Origin of the sequence: Streptomyces gottesmaniae (assembly GCF_031845845.1) — a bacterium.
In the GTDB taxonomy this organism is placed as follows: Bacteria; Actinomycetota; Actinomycetes; order Streptomycetales; family Streptomycetaceae; genus Streptomyces; species Streptomyces akebiae.
On sequence record NZ_JAVRFJ010000068.1, the window covers coordinates 19108 to 34740 of the forward strand.

General features: G+C 71.9%; 11 protein-coding genes. 10 read left to right on the forward strand and 1 reads right to left on the reverse strand.

Annotated elements, in window-relative coordinates:
• Positions 1 to 37: 37 nt before the first annotated feature.
• From RM704_RS43120 to RM704_RS43155, 8 genes are all read left to right on the forward strand, one after another.
• Positions 38 to 1879: an ABC transporter ATP-binding protein gene (locus RM704_RS43120; protein ID WP_311593328.1), complete on the forward strand. Its 1842-nt coding sequence runs from the start codon at positions 38 to 40 to the stop codon at positions 1877 to 1879.
• A 71-nt stretch (positions 1880 to 1950) separates the two neighbouring features.
• Entirely contained in the window at positions 1951 to 3681 is a 1731-nt protein-coding gene (locus tag RM704_RS43125) for an ABC transporter ATP-binding protein (RefSeq protein ID WP_311593341.1), read from the forward strand.
• 93 nt (positions 3682 to 3774) lie between these two features.
• Positions 3775 to 3987 carry a hypothetical protein gene (locus RM704_RS43130; protein ID WP_033526797.1) on the forward strand — a complete coding sequence of 71 codons (213 nt, stop codon included), beginning with the start codon at positions 3775 to 3777 and terminating at the stop codon, positions 3985 to 3987.
• A gap of 290 nt (positions 3988 to 4277) precedes the next feature.
• On the forward strand, positions 4278 to 6344 hold the full coding sequence (locus tag RM704_RS43135; RefSeq protein WP_033526796.1) for a M4 family metallopeptidase: 2067 nt from the start codon (positions 4278 to 4280) through the stop codon (positions 6342 to 6344).
• A gap of 218 nt (positions 6345 to 6562) precedes the next feature.
• Entirely contained in the window at positions 6563 to 8224 is a 1662-nt protein-coding gene (locus RM704_RS43140) for a M4 family metallopeptidase (protein ID WP_033526795.1), read from the forward strand.
• A gap of 68 nt (positions 8225 to 8292) precedes the next feature.
• Positions 8293 to 8826: a DUF1990 domain-containing protein gene (locus RM704_RS43145; protein WP_033526794.1), complete on the forward strand. Its 534-nt coding sequence runs from the start codon at positions 8293 to 8295 to the stop codon at positions 8824 to 8826.
• Positions 8827 to 8900: 74 nt separating this feature from the next.
• Positions 8901 to 9968: a hypothetical protein gene (locus RM704_RS43150; protein WP_033526793.1), complete on the forward strand. Its 1068-nt coding sequence runs from the start codon at positions 8901 to 8903 to the stop codon at positions 9966 to 9968.
• A gap of 74 nt (positions 9969 to 10042) precedes the next feature.
• Positions 10043 to 10273, forward strand: coding sequence for a bacteriocin immunity protein (locus tag RM704_RS43155; protein ID WP_033526792.1), 231 nt, complete (start codon positions 10043 to 10045; stop codon positions 10271 to 10273).
• Between the two features lie 152 nt (positions 10274 to 10425).
• Here the strand turns inward: RM704_RS43155 and RM704_RS43160 are convergent, their stop codons facing one another.
• On the reverse strand, positions 10426 to 13062 hold the full coding sequence (locus RM704_RS43160) for a glycosyltransferase family 1 protein (protein WP_311593335.1): 2637 nt from the start codon (positions 13060 to 13062) through the stop codon (positions 10426 to 10428).
• Positions 13063 to 13406: 344 nt separating this feature from the next.
• Between RM704_RS43160 and RM704_RS43165 the strand changes: the two genes are divergently transcribed.
• A complete protein-coding gene (locus RM704_RS43165; protein ID WP_033526790.1) occupies positions 13407 to 14618 on the forward strand; it encodes a S8 family peptidase in 1212 nt (403 codons plus the stop codon).
• 229 nt (positions 14619 to 14847) lie between these two features.
• Positions 14848 to 15633, forward strand: a 786-nt coding sequence (locus tag RM704_RS43170) for a maltotransferase domain-containing protein (protein WP_311593338.1), incomplete at its 3' end; no start/stop codon positions are given.

The following is a 15633-nucleotide window of genomic DNA, read 5'->3' on the forward strand; positions in this document are numbered from 1 at the left end:
TCATCCTCGTCCGAGTCCACACAGAAACCGGGGGCCGATGATCAACGCGTACGAGGACCCCGGCACTCCCGACCGCCGGGGCGGCGCCCGCTACCTGTGGTGGCTGGTCAAGCAGCAGGCCGGCCGCTCAGCCCTCGGCTCCCTCATCTCCTGCGTGTGGATGGTGCTGCTCGCCGCCACCCCGTACCTGCTCTCCCGAGCGATCGACGAGGGCCTGGAACCCGGCGACCACCGGGCCCTGGCCGGCTGGACGGCCGCCCTCTTCGGTGTGGGCGCCTTCAACGCCTGGCTGAGCGTCATGCGGCACCGCACGATGACGCGGGTCCGGATGGACGCCAACTTCCGCACGGTGAAGGTCGTGATGGCGCACGCCGTCCGGCTGGGAGCGGCGTTGCGACGCCGCGTCGGCGCCGGGGAGGTCGTCACCATCGGCGTCGGGGACGTCCAGACGATCGCCGGCTCGCTGACGGTCATCGGGCCGGGGGTGGGGGCGCTCGCCGCCTACCTGGTGGTCGCCGGACTGCTCGTGTCGGTCTCCGTGCCCATCGCGGCGGTCGTGCTGCTCGGGATGCCGCTGATCGCGGTGATCGTGGGGCCGTTGATGCGGCGGCTGCAGGGCACGGAGACGGAGTACCGGGAGCGGCGGGGCGTGCTGACGGCGCGGATCGCCGACCTCGCGGGCGGGCTGCGGGTCCTCAACGGGCTGGGCGGCAAGGAGCTGGTGGCCGACGCGTTCCGCCGGGACTCGCAGCGGCTGCGGGCGCAGGGGTACCGGGTGGGAGCGGTGACCAGCTGGATGCAGGCGCTCGGGGTGGGGCTGCCGACGCTGTTCCTCGCCGTGGTGACCTGGCTGGCGGCCCGGCTCGCCGCCCAGGGTGCCATCAGCGTGGGTGAGTTGGTGTCGGTGTACGGGTACGTCACCGTGCTGGTGCGGCCGGTGTCGTACTTCGTCGACTGGGGGTACGAGGTCAGCCGCGGGGTGGTGGCCGCGCGGCGCGTCATCCGGTTCCTGAACCTGGAGCCGCTGCCGGACCACGGCACGACGGACGCCCCCGCCGAGCCGTCGACGCTGCACGACCCCGAGTCGGGGGTGCGGGTGCCGCCGGGTCGGCTGGTCGCGCTGGCCGCCGACCGGCCGGCCGACGCGACGGCCGTGGTGGACCGGCTCGGTCGGTACGCGCCGACGGCGGTGACCTGGGGCGGAATCCCGCTGGACGCGATCCCGCTGGCGCAGGTCCGGGCGCGGATCCTGGTCGCCGACCACGAGGCCGACCTGTTCGCGGGTCGGCTGCGTGAACTGCTCGGCGGGCATGGGGACGTCGACGACGAGACGGCCGGACGGGCACTGCGGGCGGCGGTGGCCGAGGACGTCGTACTGGGCCTCGCGGACGGCCTCGACTCGGCGATCGACGCGCAGGGCCGCAATCTCTCCGGCGGTCAGCGGCAGCGGGTACGGCTGGCGCGGGCGCTGGTGGCCGACCCCGAGGTCCTGCTCGCCGTCGAGCCGACCTCGGCGCTCGACGCGCACACCGAGGCCCGGGTCGCCGGACGGCTGCGCGCCGCGCGCGAGGGCCGCACGACCCTCGTCACGACCACCTCGCCCCTCGTCCTCGACCACGCCGACACCGTCCTCCACCTGGTGGACGGCAAGGTCGCGGCCACCGGCACCCACCACGAACTCCTGGCCATGGAACGGAGTTACCGGGGGTTGGTGGCCCGGGACGCGGGAGAGCCGGGGGAGGCGCGCGGCGGGGAGGACGGCGAGGACACCGCGGACACGGATGAACCGGGTGGCGGGAACGTGGGCGAGGCGGAAGGCACGGGCGGCATGAAGGGCACGGGCGGGACGGAGCGCACGGACGCGGAGGTCGTGCGGTGACGGAGACGGCGACGACGGCCAAGGCGTCGGGCGCGGCGGAACCCGTCCCCGACCCCTCCGGGCGCCTGCCCATCGCCGACGCACCGGCCGTGCGGCGGGCGACCGTGCGGCTGGTGCGGGCGGACGGCCGCGCCTTCCTGGCCGTGCTGGGCCTGAACGGGGCGGCGGCCGCGACGGGGCTCGCCGGGCCGTGGCTGGTGGGCCGGATCATCGACGAGGTGCGCGGCGGGGCCGGCGTCGGCGTGGTGGACCGGCTGGCGGCGGGGATCCTGGTGTGCGCGGTGGCGCAGTTGCTGCTGGCGCGCTGGGCCCGGTACGTGGGGCACCGGTTCGGGGAGCGGACACTGGCGCGGGTGCGTGAGGAGTTCGTGGACCGGGCGCTGGCGCTGCCGGCGTCGGTCGTGGAGCGGGCGGGGACCGGTGATCTGACGGCGCGCGGCACGGCCGACGTGGACGCGGTGGGCAAGACCCTGCGTGACGTGGGCCCCGAGCTGCTGATCAGCTCGGTGCAGGCGCTGTTCCTGATCGGCGCGGTCTTCGCCCTGGACCCGTTGCTCGGGGTGTGCGCGCTGGTCGGGCTGAGCGGCATCGGGGTGGTGCTGCGCTGGTATCTGCGCCGGGCGCGTACCGGCTATCTCGCGGAGGGCGCGGCCGGTTCGGAGGTCGCGGAGATCGTCGCGGCGACCGCGTCGGGGGCCCGTACGGTCGAGGCGCTGCGGCTGGAGCGCCGGCGGATCACCGCGAGCCGCGACGCGCTGGAGGAGTCCCGGCGCCGCCGCTTCCACACCCTGTTCCTGCGCACGGTGTTCTTCCCCGGGGTCGAGGTCTCGTACTTCGTGCCCCAGGTGCTCGTCCTCCTCCTCGGCGGAGTGCTGCTCGCGCGCGGCTCGGTCACCCTGGGCGCGGTGGTGTCGGCGGCTCTGTATCTGCAGCAGCTGAGCGGCCCGCTCGACGAGATCCTGATGCGCGTGGAACTGCTGCAGAGCAGTGGCGCCTCCTTCGCCCGGGTGGAGGGTCTGGCCGGGGCGCCTCGCGCGGGCTCCGCCGACACCCCGGAGCCCGCGGACGACCGCATCGACGTACGGGGTGTCCGGTACGCGTACGAGCGGGGCGGCGAGGTGCTGCGCGGCGTGGACCTGACGGTCCGCCCGGGCGAACGGCTCGCGGTGGTCGGTCCGTCCGGTGCCGGGAAGACGACGCTGAGCCGTCTCCTGGCCGGCATCGACGCGCCGACCGCCGGCACGGTGACGGTCGGCGGTGTGCCCGTCGTCGACCTCGGCCCGGAACGCCTGCGCCGGCAGGTGGTCCTGGTCACCCAGGAACACCATGTCTTCCTGGGCACGGTCCGCGACAACCTCCTCATCGCCGAACCGGCGGCCACGGACGAGCAGTTGTGGGCGGCGCTGTCGGCGGTGGGCGCGGACGGCTGGGTCCGCGACCTCCCCGACGGCCTCGACACCCGCCTCGGCGAGGGTGGGCGTCGCACGGACGGCCCCCAGGCCCAGCAGCTCGCCCTCGCCCGGGTGGTCCTGGCCGACCCGCACACCCTCATCCTCGACGAGGCCACCGCCCTCCTGGACCCCACCACCGCCCGTCACACCGAGCGCGCCCTCGCCGCCGTCCTGCACGGTCGCACGGTCATCGCCATCGCCCACCGCCTGCACACCGCCCACGACGCGGACCGGGTGGCGGTGATGGAGGACGGCCGCCTCACCGAACTCGGCACGCACGACCAGTTGGTGACGGCGAACGGCCCGTACGCGGCACTGTGGCGGCGGTGGCACGGGGAGGAGGCCGCCTGACGGACGCGCAACCCGGCACGGGCCCCCCTCTGCCCACGACCCACCGCCCCGTGACCCCACGACCCCACGACGAACGAGGAGTTCCCCACCGTGATGCCACCGAAGTGCGCCGTCTGTCCGCCCGATCCGTACAGCGGGAGGGCGATCGACGAGTTCACCCTGGTGTACTTCCGTGAGACCCGGACGTACGACGACGACTGGGTCGGGCATCCGGAGAACGCCGTCTGGTTCTGCGCGGAGCATGTCCGTCTCACGGAGGGGCTGACCGGGTTGACGGCCGGCGAGGCACTGGAGCGGATCAGGTAGAACGGGCTCCGCCCCACCAGGTGAACGGTTCGTATATCGAACATGATCAACCGGGCAACGGACCGTTTCCGGCCAACTTCTTGACACGCTCCTGACAGGAAGCGCAATCTCCTGCCACTCTGCCCACAACCGCGGCACAGCAACCTCACAAGGAGCGCTCCCACGTGCCGCGCGGCACCCCCCACGCATGTGGTTTCGCGTTCGTCAGTTCACACCTTGTTCTGCCCGGACGGCCACCAGTCGTCCGGTCTCCCCTGGCCGTGCGAACCGCGGCCACGCAGAAGGAGTCAGTGTTGAGACGCCAGTCCCACAGACGCACCTCCCACACCGGTACCACCTTCGGCCGCACCGCCCGTAGGCGCACGGCCGCCGGCGCGTTCGTCGCCGTCACCGCCCTGTTGGCCGCGGCCGTCCAGTCGGGCGCCGCCACCGCCGCCCCGGAGAAGGCACCGTCGGCAGCGGGCAAGGCCACCGGCACGGCCTCGGTCAAGCTCACCCCCGCCCAGCGGGCCGAGCTGATACGCGAGGCCGACACGACGAAGGCGGAGACGGCCGAGGAGCTGAACCTCGGCGCCAAGGAGAAGCTCGTCGTCCGTGACGTGGTCAAGGACCGCGACGGCACCGTCCACACCCGTTACGAGCGGACGTACGACGGCCTCCCCGTCCTCGGCGGTGACCTGGTCGTCGAGACCTCGAAGGCGGGCGCGACCGAGGACGTCGTCAAGGCCACCAAGGCCAAGATCGCCGTCCCGTCGCTGACGCCCACCGTCAGCAAGGGCAGGGCAGAGAAGCAGGCGCTCGGCGCCGCGAAGGCCGAGGACGCCAAGAGCCCGGACATCAACCGCGCCCCCCGCAAGGTCGTCTGGGCCGCGAGCGGCAAGCCGGTCCTCGCCTACGAGACGGTCGTCGGCGGCTTCCAGCACGACGGCACCCCGCAGGAGCTGCACGTCATCACGGACGCCACCAGCGGCGCCAAGCTGTACGAGTGGGAGGCGGTCGAGACCGGCACCGGCAACACGGTCTACAGCGGCCAGGTGACCCTCGGCACCACACAGTCGGGTTCGACGTACAACCTCACCGACGGCGCGCGCGGCAACCACCGCACGAACAACCTGAACCGCGGCACGTCCGGCACCGGGACCCTGTTCTCCGGCCCCGACGACGTGTGGGGCAACGGCGCCCCCTCGAACCTGGAGTCGGCCGCCGCCGACGCCCACTACGGCGCGGCGCTGACCTGGGACTACTACAAGAACGTGCACGGCCGCAGCGGCATCCGCGGTGACGGCGTCGGCGCCTACTCGCGTGTGCACTACGGCAACAACTACGTCAACGCGTTCTGGCAGGACTCCTGCTTCTGCATGACGTACGGCGACGGCTCGGGCAACGCCAACCCGCTGACGTCGATCGACGTGGCCGCCCACGAGATGACCCACGGCCTCACCTCCAACACCGCCGGCCTGAACTACAGCGGTGAGTCCGGCGGTCTGAACGAGGCCACCTCGGACATCTTCGGCTCCACGGTCGAGTTCTTCGCGGCGAACTCCTCCGACGTCGGTGACTACCTCATCGGCGAGGAGATCAACATCAACGGCGACGGCACGCCGCTGCGTTACATGGACCGGCCGAGCAAGGACGGCTCCTCCAGGGACGCCTGGTACTCGGGCATCGGCTCGATCGACGTGCACTACTCCTCGGGCCCCGCGAACCACTTCTTCTACCTGCTCTCCGAGGGCAGCGGCGCCAAGACCATCAACGGCGTCAGCTACAACTCGCCCACCTCGGACAACCTGCCCGTGACCGGCATCGGTCGCGACAAGGCGGAGAAGATCTGGTTCCGCGCGCTGACCACCAAGTTCACCTCGACCACCAACTACGCGGGCGCCCGCACCGGGACCCTGGCGGCGGCCGGTGAGCTGTACGGCACCACGTCGGCCGAGTACACGGCGGTGGCCAACGCCTGGGCCGGCGTGAACGTGGGCACCCGGCCCGGCGGTGGCGGGGGCGGCGGTACGTCGTTCGAGAGCACGACCGACGTATCGATTCCGGACAACGGCGCGGCGGTCACCTCGCCGATCACGGTCTCCGGCCGGACCGGAAACGCCCCCTCGAACCTGGCGGTCGCCGTGGACATCGTCCACACCTACATCGGTGACCTCCAGGTCCAGCTGGTCGCCCCCGACGGCACGGCGTACACGCTGAAGGCGTACGGCACCGGCGGCAGCACGGACAACATCAACACCACCTACACCGTGAACGCCTCCTCCGAAGTCGCCAACGGTGTATGGCAGTTGAGGGTCCAGGACAACGCGGCGCGGGACACCGGAATCATCAGCGGCTGGAAGCTGACGTTCCCGTAGGTCACCCACGCGGCACACGCTTCCCGCACCTGAAAGGCGTCGCCCCGGCGGTTCGATTCCCGCCGGGGCGGCGCCCGTTCATGTTCCCGCAATATTCACCGGACAGTTGACTTTCGGCCAACATCATCACGCCCTCCTGACATGAACACGACTCAGGTGTCACTCTTCCTCCACCCGCCGCACCAGCACCAGCGAACTCCCCCACATAAGGAGCTTGTGTGTCTCCCCTCTACGCGCGTCACAAGCGCACCACGCTCGCCATCGCGACCGCCATCGCCGCCGGCGCGCTGCTGACCACCGGGCTGACCTCCGGCGCCACCGCCCAGCCCGCGCCCGTCGCGGACAAGGCCCGGCCGGCCGGAGCCCCCGTCGTGCTGACCCCCGCCGCGCGCACCGCCCTGATCAAGGAGGCGGACGCGGCCACGGCCGACACCGCCGACGAGATAGGCCTGGGCGCCAAGGAGGAACTGGTCGTCCGTGACGTCCTCAAGGACGCGGACGGCACGGTCCACACGCGCTACGAGCGCACCTTCGGCGGCCTCCCGGTCCTCGGTGGCGACCTCGTCGTCCACGAGTCGAAGGCCGGTGACATCAAGAGCGTCACCAAGGCGACGACCGCCCCGGTCAAGGTCTCCGACCTCACCGCCGACGTCACCAAGGCCACCGCCGAGAAGCAGGCCCTCAAGGCCGCCAAGGCCGAGGGCTCCACCAAGACGGCGGCCGACAAGGCGCCGCGCAAGGTCGTCTGGGCGGCGAGCGGCAAGCCGGTCCTCGCCTACGAGACGGTCGTCGGCGGCTTCCAGCACGACGGCACCCCGCAGGAGCTGCACGTCGTCACCGACGCGCAGACCGGCAAGAAGCTGTACGAGTGGGAGGCCGTCCAGACCGGCAGCGGCAACAGCCAGTACAACGGCCAGGTCACCATCGGCACCTCGCTGTCCGGTTCGACGTACCAGCTGAACGACGCCTCGCGCGGCGCCCACAAGACGTACAACAAGGCCCGCGCCACGTCCTCCTCGGCCGGCACGCTCTTCACCGACGCGGACGACGTCTGGGGCACCGGCACCGCCACCAGCTCCTCCACCGACCAGAACGCCGCCGTGGACGCCCACTACGGCGCCCAGGTCACCTGGGACTTCTACAAGAACGTCCTCGGCCGCAACGGCATCAGGAACAACGGCGTCGCCGCGTACTCCCGGGTCCACTACGGCAACGCGTACGTCAACGCCTTCTGGTCCGACAGTTGCTTCTGCATGACGTACGGCGACGGCGCGGGCAACACCAAGCCGCTCACCTCGCTGGACGTGGCCGGGCACGAGATGACCCACGGCCTGACCTCCAACACGGCCGGCCTGAACTACAGCGGCGAGTCGGGCGGCCTGAACGAGGCCACCTCGGACATCCTCGGCACGGCGGTCGAGTTCTACGCCGCCAACGCCAAGGACCCGGGCGACTACCTGATCGGCGAGAAGGTCGACATCCGCGGCAACGGCACCCCGCTGCGCTACATGGACCAGCCGAGCAAGGACGGCTCGTCGGCCAACTACTGGTCGTCGTCGCTGGGCAGCCTGGACGTGCACTACTCGTCGGGCCCGGCGAACCACTTCTTCTACCTCCTCTCTGAGGGCAGCGGCGCCAAGACGATCAACGGGGTCTCGTACAACTCCCCCACCTCCAACGGCGCCACGATCACGGGCATCGGCCGCGCCAAGGCCGTCCAGATCTGGTACAAGGCCCTGACGACGTACATGACGTCGACGACCAACTACAAGGGCGCCCGCACGGCGACCCTGAACGCGGCGTCCTCGCTCTACGGCGCGAGCAGCGCGGAGTACGCCGCCGTGAACGCCACGTGGGCGGCGGTCAACGTCACCGCGTGACGCACGGCTGAGCCAGGGGCGGTACCCGGAGAGAAGGCGACTCCGGGTGCCGCCCTAGTCTGTGCGCCATGCCCCATACCACCGGCCCGCTCCCCGAGGGCCCCTTCACCTACGAGGCCGTCGGCGCGACCCGCGAGGGCCATTGCCCGCCCGACTTCAGCCCCCTCCACGTCCGCTCCCGCATAGGCGAGGGAACGGACGTCTTCGAGCGCGCCGCGAACGCCGTACGCACCTGGGAGATGCACCGCGCGCTGGGCGTCGGCATAAGCGCCTCCGCCCCCGAGGCGGCCCCCGGCGTCGATGTGACGGTCACCCTGGGCGGCGTCATCAAGGCCCCGTGCCGCGTGGTGTGGACGGTCGACGAACCCCGCCGCAAGGGCTGGGCCTACGGCACCCTCCCGGGCCACCCCGAATGCGGCGAGGAGTCCTTCGTGGTCGACCGCACGGGAGACGGCACGGTCTGGCTGACGGTGACGGCCTTCAGCCGGGGCGCGAAGTGGTACGCCCGGGCGGGCGGGGCGGTGACGCGGGGGTTGCAGCACGCGTACGCGCGGCGGTGCGGGGTGGTGCTGCGGAGGCTGGCGGGGAACCCCAAGGACTGACGCGGGCGTCTCAGGCACCGGGGCGCGGCCATGTGACCCTGAACTCCGCTGGACAGCGTACGTACGGGGGTGTCGTGAGTCAGGTGCGGTACGGCGAACGGTCGAGGAATCCGCTGGCGCGGACCGTGGAATTGACCGAGGAGCATCTGCGCAGGGGCGGCAGGACCACGCCGCTGAGCGAGCTGAACCTCGGCGCCATGGCCGAGGCGTTCCAGCGCGGGTACTGGCTCGGGGGCGGCGGGACGGAACGCCCGCTGACGCGGCTGCCGAACGGCCCCGGGGTCGTCCCGGTGACCCGTGTCACCGGCACCTCCACGCCGGTGAAGGTGCGGCAGGCCGCCGACTTCGCCCACCGGCTGGGGGAGCTGGCGGTACGGCGATGCGGTGGACCGGCGCAGGTGGCCGCCCTGGCGGACCGCGCCCGGGCCGAGGGCGTACCCCTGTGGATCGCGCGGCGGTACGCGGCGGGCCCCGCCGGTCCGGTGACCGTCGCCGTGGACCGGCGTCTGGTACGCGTCGACGTGTGGGGGCCGCACGCTCCCGTCGTACGGATACGGGCCCCGCGCGGCTTCCACAGCGACGCCCCGGAACCGTCGAAGGGCCTGCTGTTGACCGTCGGCGACGTCACGGCCCGACTCGTCCTCACGAAGCGGCTGCGCAAGTCGAAGAGCTCCGTGGAAGTGCGGCTGCCCGGGGGCCACTGGGTGCTGCACCGGGAGAGCGGGAAGAGTTCATGGCTGCTGCGCGACGAACGCCGCGTCGCCCTGCTGACCCGTCCGCCTCGCCGCCAGGTACTCGACCCGGGCTCGGTGCTGCTGCCGCTGGCACCCGTGCACCATGAGAGCGCCGACCCCCTGGACGCCGTCATGGCCCATGTCTTCTCCGTCGCCTTCGGCCTCGGGGACACGACAGGCCTGGCCCGCTTCCCGGCGAACCGCAAGCGCCCGGCGCGCGAGAGCGAACCGATCGTCCTCGACGAATGGTGGGACCGCACCTGGTTCAGCAACCTCGGCAACAGCGGCGACGACAACGAGCCCGGCGGCAGCGACGGCTGGGGCTCGGACGGCGGAGACGGCGGCGACTCGGGGGGCGGCGACGGCGGGGGTGGCGGGGACGGCGGTGGGGGTGGCGGCGGCGACTAGGTGTACTCGGTCATGACGTTGGTGACCGTCGTCATCACGCTCCGCCACGGTAGACGCGCCAGAAAGGAGGCCTGATGAGTGCGGTGGAAGTGAGCCGCGCGGAGGCGGTCGCGCTCGTGCGGCGGATCATGGAAGCGGACTACGCCTCCGACGACGAGGTGGCCGACTGGCTGAAGGGACTCGACAGAGCCTTGGCATGCCCGTCCGGTCACGTCAGCGACTTGATCTTCTGGCCGCCGGAGCGGGAGCTCTCGGCGGATGAGGTGGTCGATCAGGCTCTGTCGTATCGAGCGATCGCTCTGTGAGGCCGGGACCCAGCCGCGAAGCCCGATGAGCGAAGCTGTGGTGGTCACGGTGCCGAGGAAGGCTTGGCGGTCATCGGCCCGCGCGGACATGTTTCCGGTCGCCGCCGCCAGGCAGCGGGCGGGGTGAACTCCGCACACCCCGCCCGCTCGACTCAGCGCATCAGCACCCCCGCCCCCTCCCCCAGCTCCTCCGAGGGCACCACCACCAGGCCCAGTTCGGCGGAGGAGGCCAGGAGGCGGTGGGTCGGGAGGATGCGGACCGTGTAGCCGAAGGAGCCCGTGCGGTCCAGGGAGAGTGGGCCCTCGTAGATCCAGCGGCCCTCGTCGTCGGGGCCGCTCGCCGGCTTCAGCGGGACGCAGGTCGCGTCCGTGATGCGGTCCTCGGCGTCCACCCGGCCCGAGACGGCCTGGACCTCGACGTCGTCCGGGACCAGGTCGCCGAGGTTGACCCGGACCCGGAGCACGAGCGTCGCGCCCAGCTCGGCGGCCGTACTGAGCGGGGCCGCCGAGGTCTCCACATGGTCCACGCTCACCCGGTGCCAGGCGCCCCGCACCCGCGCCTTCCACTCGGACAGTTCGCGGGCCACGTCCGGTGACAGGGCGCGGTGGGCGCGGGCGGCCGGGGTGTAGAGGCGGTCCACGTACTCCCGCACCATGCGGCCCGCCAGCACCTTGGGCCCCAGGTGCGTGAGCGTCTCGCGGACCATCTCGATCCAGCGGTCGGGCAGACCGCCCTGGCCGCGCTCGTAGAAGCGGGGGGCCACCCGCTGCTCCAGCAGGTCGTAGAGCCCCGCCGCCTCCACGTCGTCCCGGCGGTCCTGGTCCTCGTCCGTCGCCGTCCCGTCGGCCGTCGGGATCGCCCAGCCGAAGTCCGGCCGGAACCATTCGTCCCACCAGCCGTCCAGGACGGAGAGATTGAGACAGCCGTTGAGCGCCGCCTTCATCCCGCTCGTCCCACACGCCTCCAGCGGGCGCAGCGGGTTGTTCAGCCACACGTCGCAGCCCGGGTACAGCTTCTGCGCCATCGCCATGCCGTAGTCGGGGAGGAACACGATCCGGTGGCGGACGCGCGGGTCGTCCGCGAACCGCACCAGCTCCTGGATCAGGCGTTTCCCGCCATCGTCCGCCGGGTGCGCCTTGCCCGCGATCACGATCTGGATCGGGCGTTCCGGGTGGAGCAGCAGCTCCATCAGACGGTCCTGGTCGCGCAGCATCAGGGTCAGACGCTTGTACGAGGGGACACGGCGGGCGAAGCCGATCGTCAGGACGTCCGGGTCCAGCACGCCCTCGATCCAGCCGAGTTCGGCCGTGCCGGCGCCGCGCTGCCGCCAGGAGGCGTACAGGCGTTCCCGTACCTCGACGACCAGTTGCTCGCGCAGGTCGCGGCGGAGGTCCCAGATGTCCTGGTCGGGGATGTCACCGACGGCGTCCCAGCGCTCGGAGCCGCCGACGGACATGGCGTCCTCGGTCCGTTCGGCGCCGATCTGCCGGGCGCCGAGCCGGAAGACCTCCGGGGCCACCCAGGTCGGGGCGTGCACGCCGTTCGTCACCGAGGTGATGGGGACCTCGTCCGGGTCGAAGCCCGGCCACAGGCCGGAGAACATCTCCCGGCTGACCTGCCCGTGCAACAGCGAGACCCCGTTGGCGCGCTGGGCGAGCCGGAGCCCCATCACGGCCATGTTGAAGACGTTCGGGTCGCCGCCCGGGTACGTCTCCATGCCGAGCCCCAGGATGCGGCCCACGTCGATGCGCGGGAGTTCGGCGTCCGGGCCGAAGTGGCGGGCGACCAGTTCACGGTCGAAGCGGTCGATGCCGGCCGGGACGGGGGTGTGCGTGGTGAAGACGGTGCCGGAGCGGACCGCCTCCAGGCCGGCGTCGAAGTCGAGCCCCTCGTCGCCGAGCTCGGCGATGCGTTCCAGGCCGAGGAAGCCGGCGTGGCCCTCGTTGGTGTGGAAGACCTCGGGCCCGGCGTGACCGGTGAGCCTGCAGTACGTGCGGACGGCCCGGACACCCCCTATGCCGAGCAGCATCTCCTGGAGGAGCCGGTGTTCGCTGCCGCCGCCGTAGAGCCGGTCGGTCACCCCGCGTTCGCCGAGGTCGTTCTCCTCGACGTCCGAGTCGAGCAGCAGCAGGGGCACCCGGCCGACCTGCGCCTGCCAGATCCGGGCGTGCAGCCGACGGCCGCCGGGGAGCGCCAGGCCGACCTGCGCCTGGGTGCCGTCGGCCTCGTGGAGCGGGACCAGGGGCAGTTCGTTCGGGTCGAGCACCGGATAGTGCTCCTGCTGCCAGCCGTCCCGGGACAGGGACTGGCGGAAGTAGCCGTGCCGGTAGAGCAGGCCGACGCCGATCAGCGGGACACCGAGGTCGCTGGCCGCCTTCAGATGGTCGCCGGCGAGGATGCCGAGGCCGCCGGAGTACTGCGGCAGCGCGGCCGTGATGCCGAACTCGGGCGAGAAGTAGGCGATGGCGGCCGGGAGTTCGGCACTCTGCGCCTGCCCCTGGTACCAACGGTCGCCGGTGACGTAGTCGCGCAGGTCGTCGGCGGCGGCGGTCAGCCGGCGCAGAAAGCGCCGGTCCTCGGCGAGTTCGGCCAGGCGCCGGACGGAGACGGAGCCGAGGAGCCGTACGGGATCGCCGCCGGACGCGGCCCAGCGCTCGGGATCGACCGACTGGAAGAGGTCACGGGTCTCCGGGTGCCAGGACCAGCGCAGATTGCGCGCCAGTTCGCTGAGCGGGTGGAGGGCTTCGGGCAGGACGGGTCGGACGGTGAATCTGCGGATGGCCTTCACAGAGGATTCCACCTTCGCGCCAGGACGTACGGGCCGGGGGACGCACTCCGCTGTGCGCCGTTCGTCACCCCCGACGGTAGCGGCGCGGGGGCCGTGGCAACTACGGCGCGTCCCTCCGTATGCAATTACGGCGCATCCGTACCCCGGCCGCCCGGCGGGGCAGTCCGCCCCGGTCCGTTCAGTCCTGAATTCGCCGCAACCCCGCAGCAACCTTCCCATGTACCCCACGGGTGATATTGGCTGATTCCACCCCTCTGCGCGGCCTTGTGGTGCTTCACACCGCACGAGAGGCTTCCGGTGAACCCCGGTGTGGGAGCGCCGGGTCGAGGAGGGGGTTCTCAGACATGCACCAGCCGGCAGAGGCGAGAAAATGGCGTGCGCGCCGGGCGGGCGGGTTCACGGCGGTGCTGACGGCCGCGGTGCTTTCGGCCATCAGTCTGCCCGCGCACGCCGCACCGGAGGGGTTCGTCCACGGCGCCGGTGATCCCGGTTCCGTCAACGGCAGTTACATCGTCACCCTCGAACCGGGAACGAAGGCTCCGTCGACGGCGGGAAGGGCCATAGCGTCGAAGTACGGGGCGAAAATACGCCATATGTACAGCGCCGCTCTGAACGGCTACTCCGTGACGGTCGGTGAGAAACAGGCCAGGCGGCTCGCGGCGGACTCCCGCGTGGCGTCGGTCGTCCAGGACTCGAAGGTCACGTACGACGGCCGTCGGGCCGACCCGCCCTCGTGGGGGCTGGACCGCGTCGACCAGCCGAGCCTGCCGCTCGACAAGAGCTACACCTGGCCGGGCTCCGCGGGCAGGGGGGTCACCGTGTACGTGATCGACACCGGCATACGGATCAGCCACAAGGACTTCGGTGGACGGGCGAGCAACGGCTGGGACTTCGTGCAGAACGACCGGACGGCCCAGGACGGCAACGGCCACGGCACCCATGTCGCGGGGACCGTCGCCGGCACCGCGTACGGGGTCGCCAAGAAGGCGAAGGTCGTCGCCGTACGCGTGCTCGACGACGCGGGCGGGGGAACGACCGCCCAGGTCATCGCGGGTATCGACTGGGTCACCGCGCACGCGAGGAAACCGGCCGTGGCCAACATGAGCCTCGGCGGCCTCGGCAACGCCCAACTCGACGCGGCCGTACGCAACTCCATAGCCTCCGGGGTCACCTACACGGTGGCCGCGGGCAACGACGGACGCGCCGCGGGCCTGTACTCACCCGCACGCGTCAAGCAGGCGATCACGGTCGGCGCCACCGACCGCAAGGACGTCCGCGCCGACTTCTCGAACTGGGGCCCGAGCCTGGACCTGTTCGCCCCCGGGAGGTCCATCACCTCGGCCTCCCACCGGGGCGACACCGCGAAGGCGACCCACTCCGGTACGTCGATGGCCTCGCCGCACGCCGCGGGCGCGGCGGCACTGTATCTGGCCGAACACCCGCGGGCCGCTCCGGCAGAGGTGGCCGAGGCGTTGGTGGAGGGTGCGGTTTCGGGCAAGGTCAAGAAAAGAAATCCGGGCTCCCCGAACAGGCTTCTCCTCGTCGACAACCTGTAGGAACCCGTAACACCACAGGTGAACGGCTCTTTACCGAGAGCGACTACAGTGACCGGCCTCGACCCCTTCGGACGAGGCCGGTCTTGTGTGTAGACATACGCGTGAGTAGTTAACAAAGTGCCGGAATGCCCACCCGCACTGTGTGGGAAGGCTCCACCGGTACGTCCCGCTGGCCCCACCTCCCCACACCCTCATCCGCCCACCCACGTTGACGCGGACAGGAGCGGTCATGCCCGCCACGCACCACTCGTCAGCACCCCTGACGACCAGTACCACCCCCGCCCCACCCGACAGCACCGCCGCACGCCCCGCACGCCGGGCGCACACCGGCCCGCCCGCGCCGGACTCGGCGCCCCCGACACCCCCGAAGGCTCCGGGCGCTCCCACGATCGGACGGATACCGGTCCTCGATGTGCGGCCGACCGTCCACCACGGCCGCCGACCGGCGAAGGCCGTCGTGGGCGAGGCCTTCGAGGTCTCGGCCGTCGTCATCCGGGAGGGCCACGACGCGGTCGCCGCCAATGTCGTGCTCCGGGACCCGGAGGGCCGCCCGGCCGGGTGGACCCCGATGCGCGAACTCGCCCCCGGCACCGACCGCTGGGGCGCCACCGTCTCCGTTCCGAGCGAGGGCCTCTGGTCCTTCGCCGTGGAGGGCTGGGGCGACCCGGTCGCCACCTGGCGCCACCACGCGCGCATCAAGGTCCCGGCCGGCATCGACACCGAGTCGGTGCTGGAGGAGGGCGCCGTCCTCCACGAGCGCGCCGCCGCCGGGGTGCCCGAGGGCAAGAGCGGACGAGGCACCCTGCTCGCCGCCGTGGAAGCGCTCCGGGACACCGCACGGCCCGCCTCGGCCCGTCTGGCGGCGGCGTTGGCGCCGGAGGTCGACGAGGTCCTGGCCCGTCACCCCCTGCGGGAACTGGTCACCTCCTCCGAACCACTGCCCCTGCTCGTGGAACGCGAGCGGGCCCTGTTCGGCTCCTGGTACGAGTTCTTCCCCCGTTCCGAGGGCACCCCC

Excerpts from the sequence above, each read along its gene's own strand:
- RM704_RS43155 (WP_033526792.1), top strand. The coding sequence starts at position 10,043 with ATGAGTGCGGTGGAAGTGAGCCGCGCGGAGGCGGTCGCGCTCGTGCGG.
- RM704_RS43130 (WP_033526797.1), top strand. The coding sequence starts at position 3,775 with ATGCCACCGAAGTGCGCCGTCTGTCCGCCCGATCCGTACAGCGGGAGG.
- RM704_RS43145 (WP_033526794.1), top strand. The coding sequence starts at position 8,293 with ATGCCCCATACCACCGGCCCGCTCCCCGAGGGCCCCTTCACCTACGAG.
- RM704_RS43120 (WP_311593328.1), top strand. The coding sequence starts at position 38 with ATGATCAACGCGTACGAGGACCCCGGCACTCCCGACCGCCGGGGCGGC.
- RM704_RS43165 (WP_033526790.1), top strand. The coding sequence starts at position 13,407 with ATGCACCAGCCGGCAGAGGCGAGAAAATGGCGTGCGCGCCGGGCGGGC.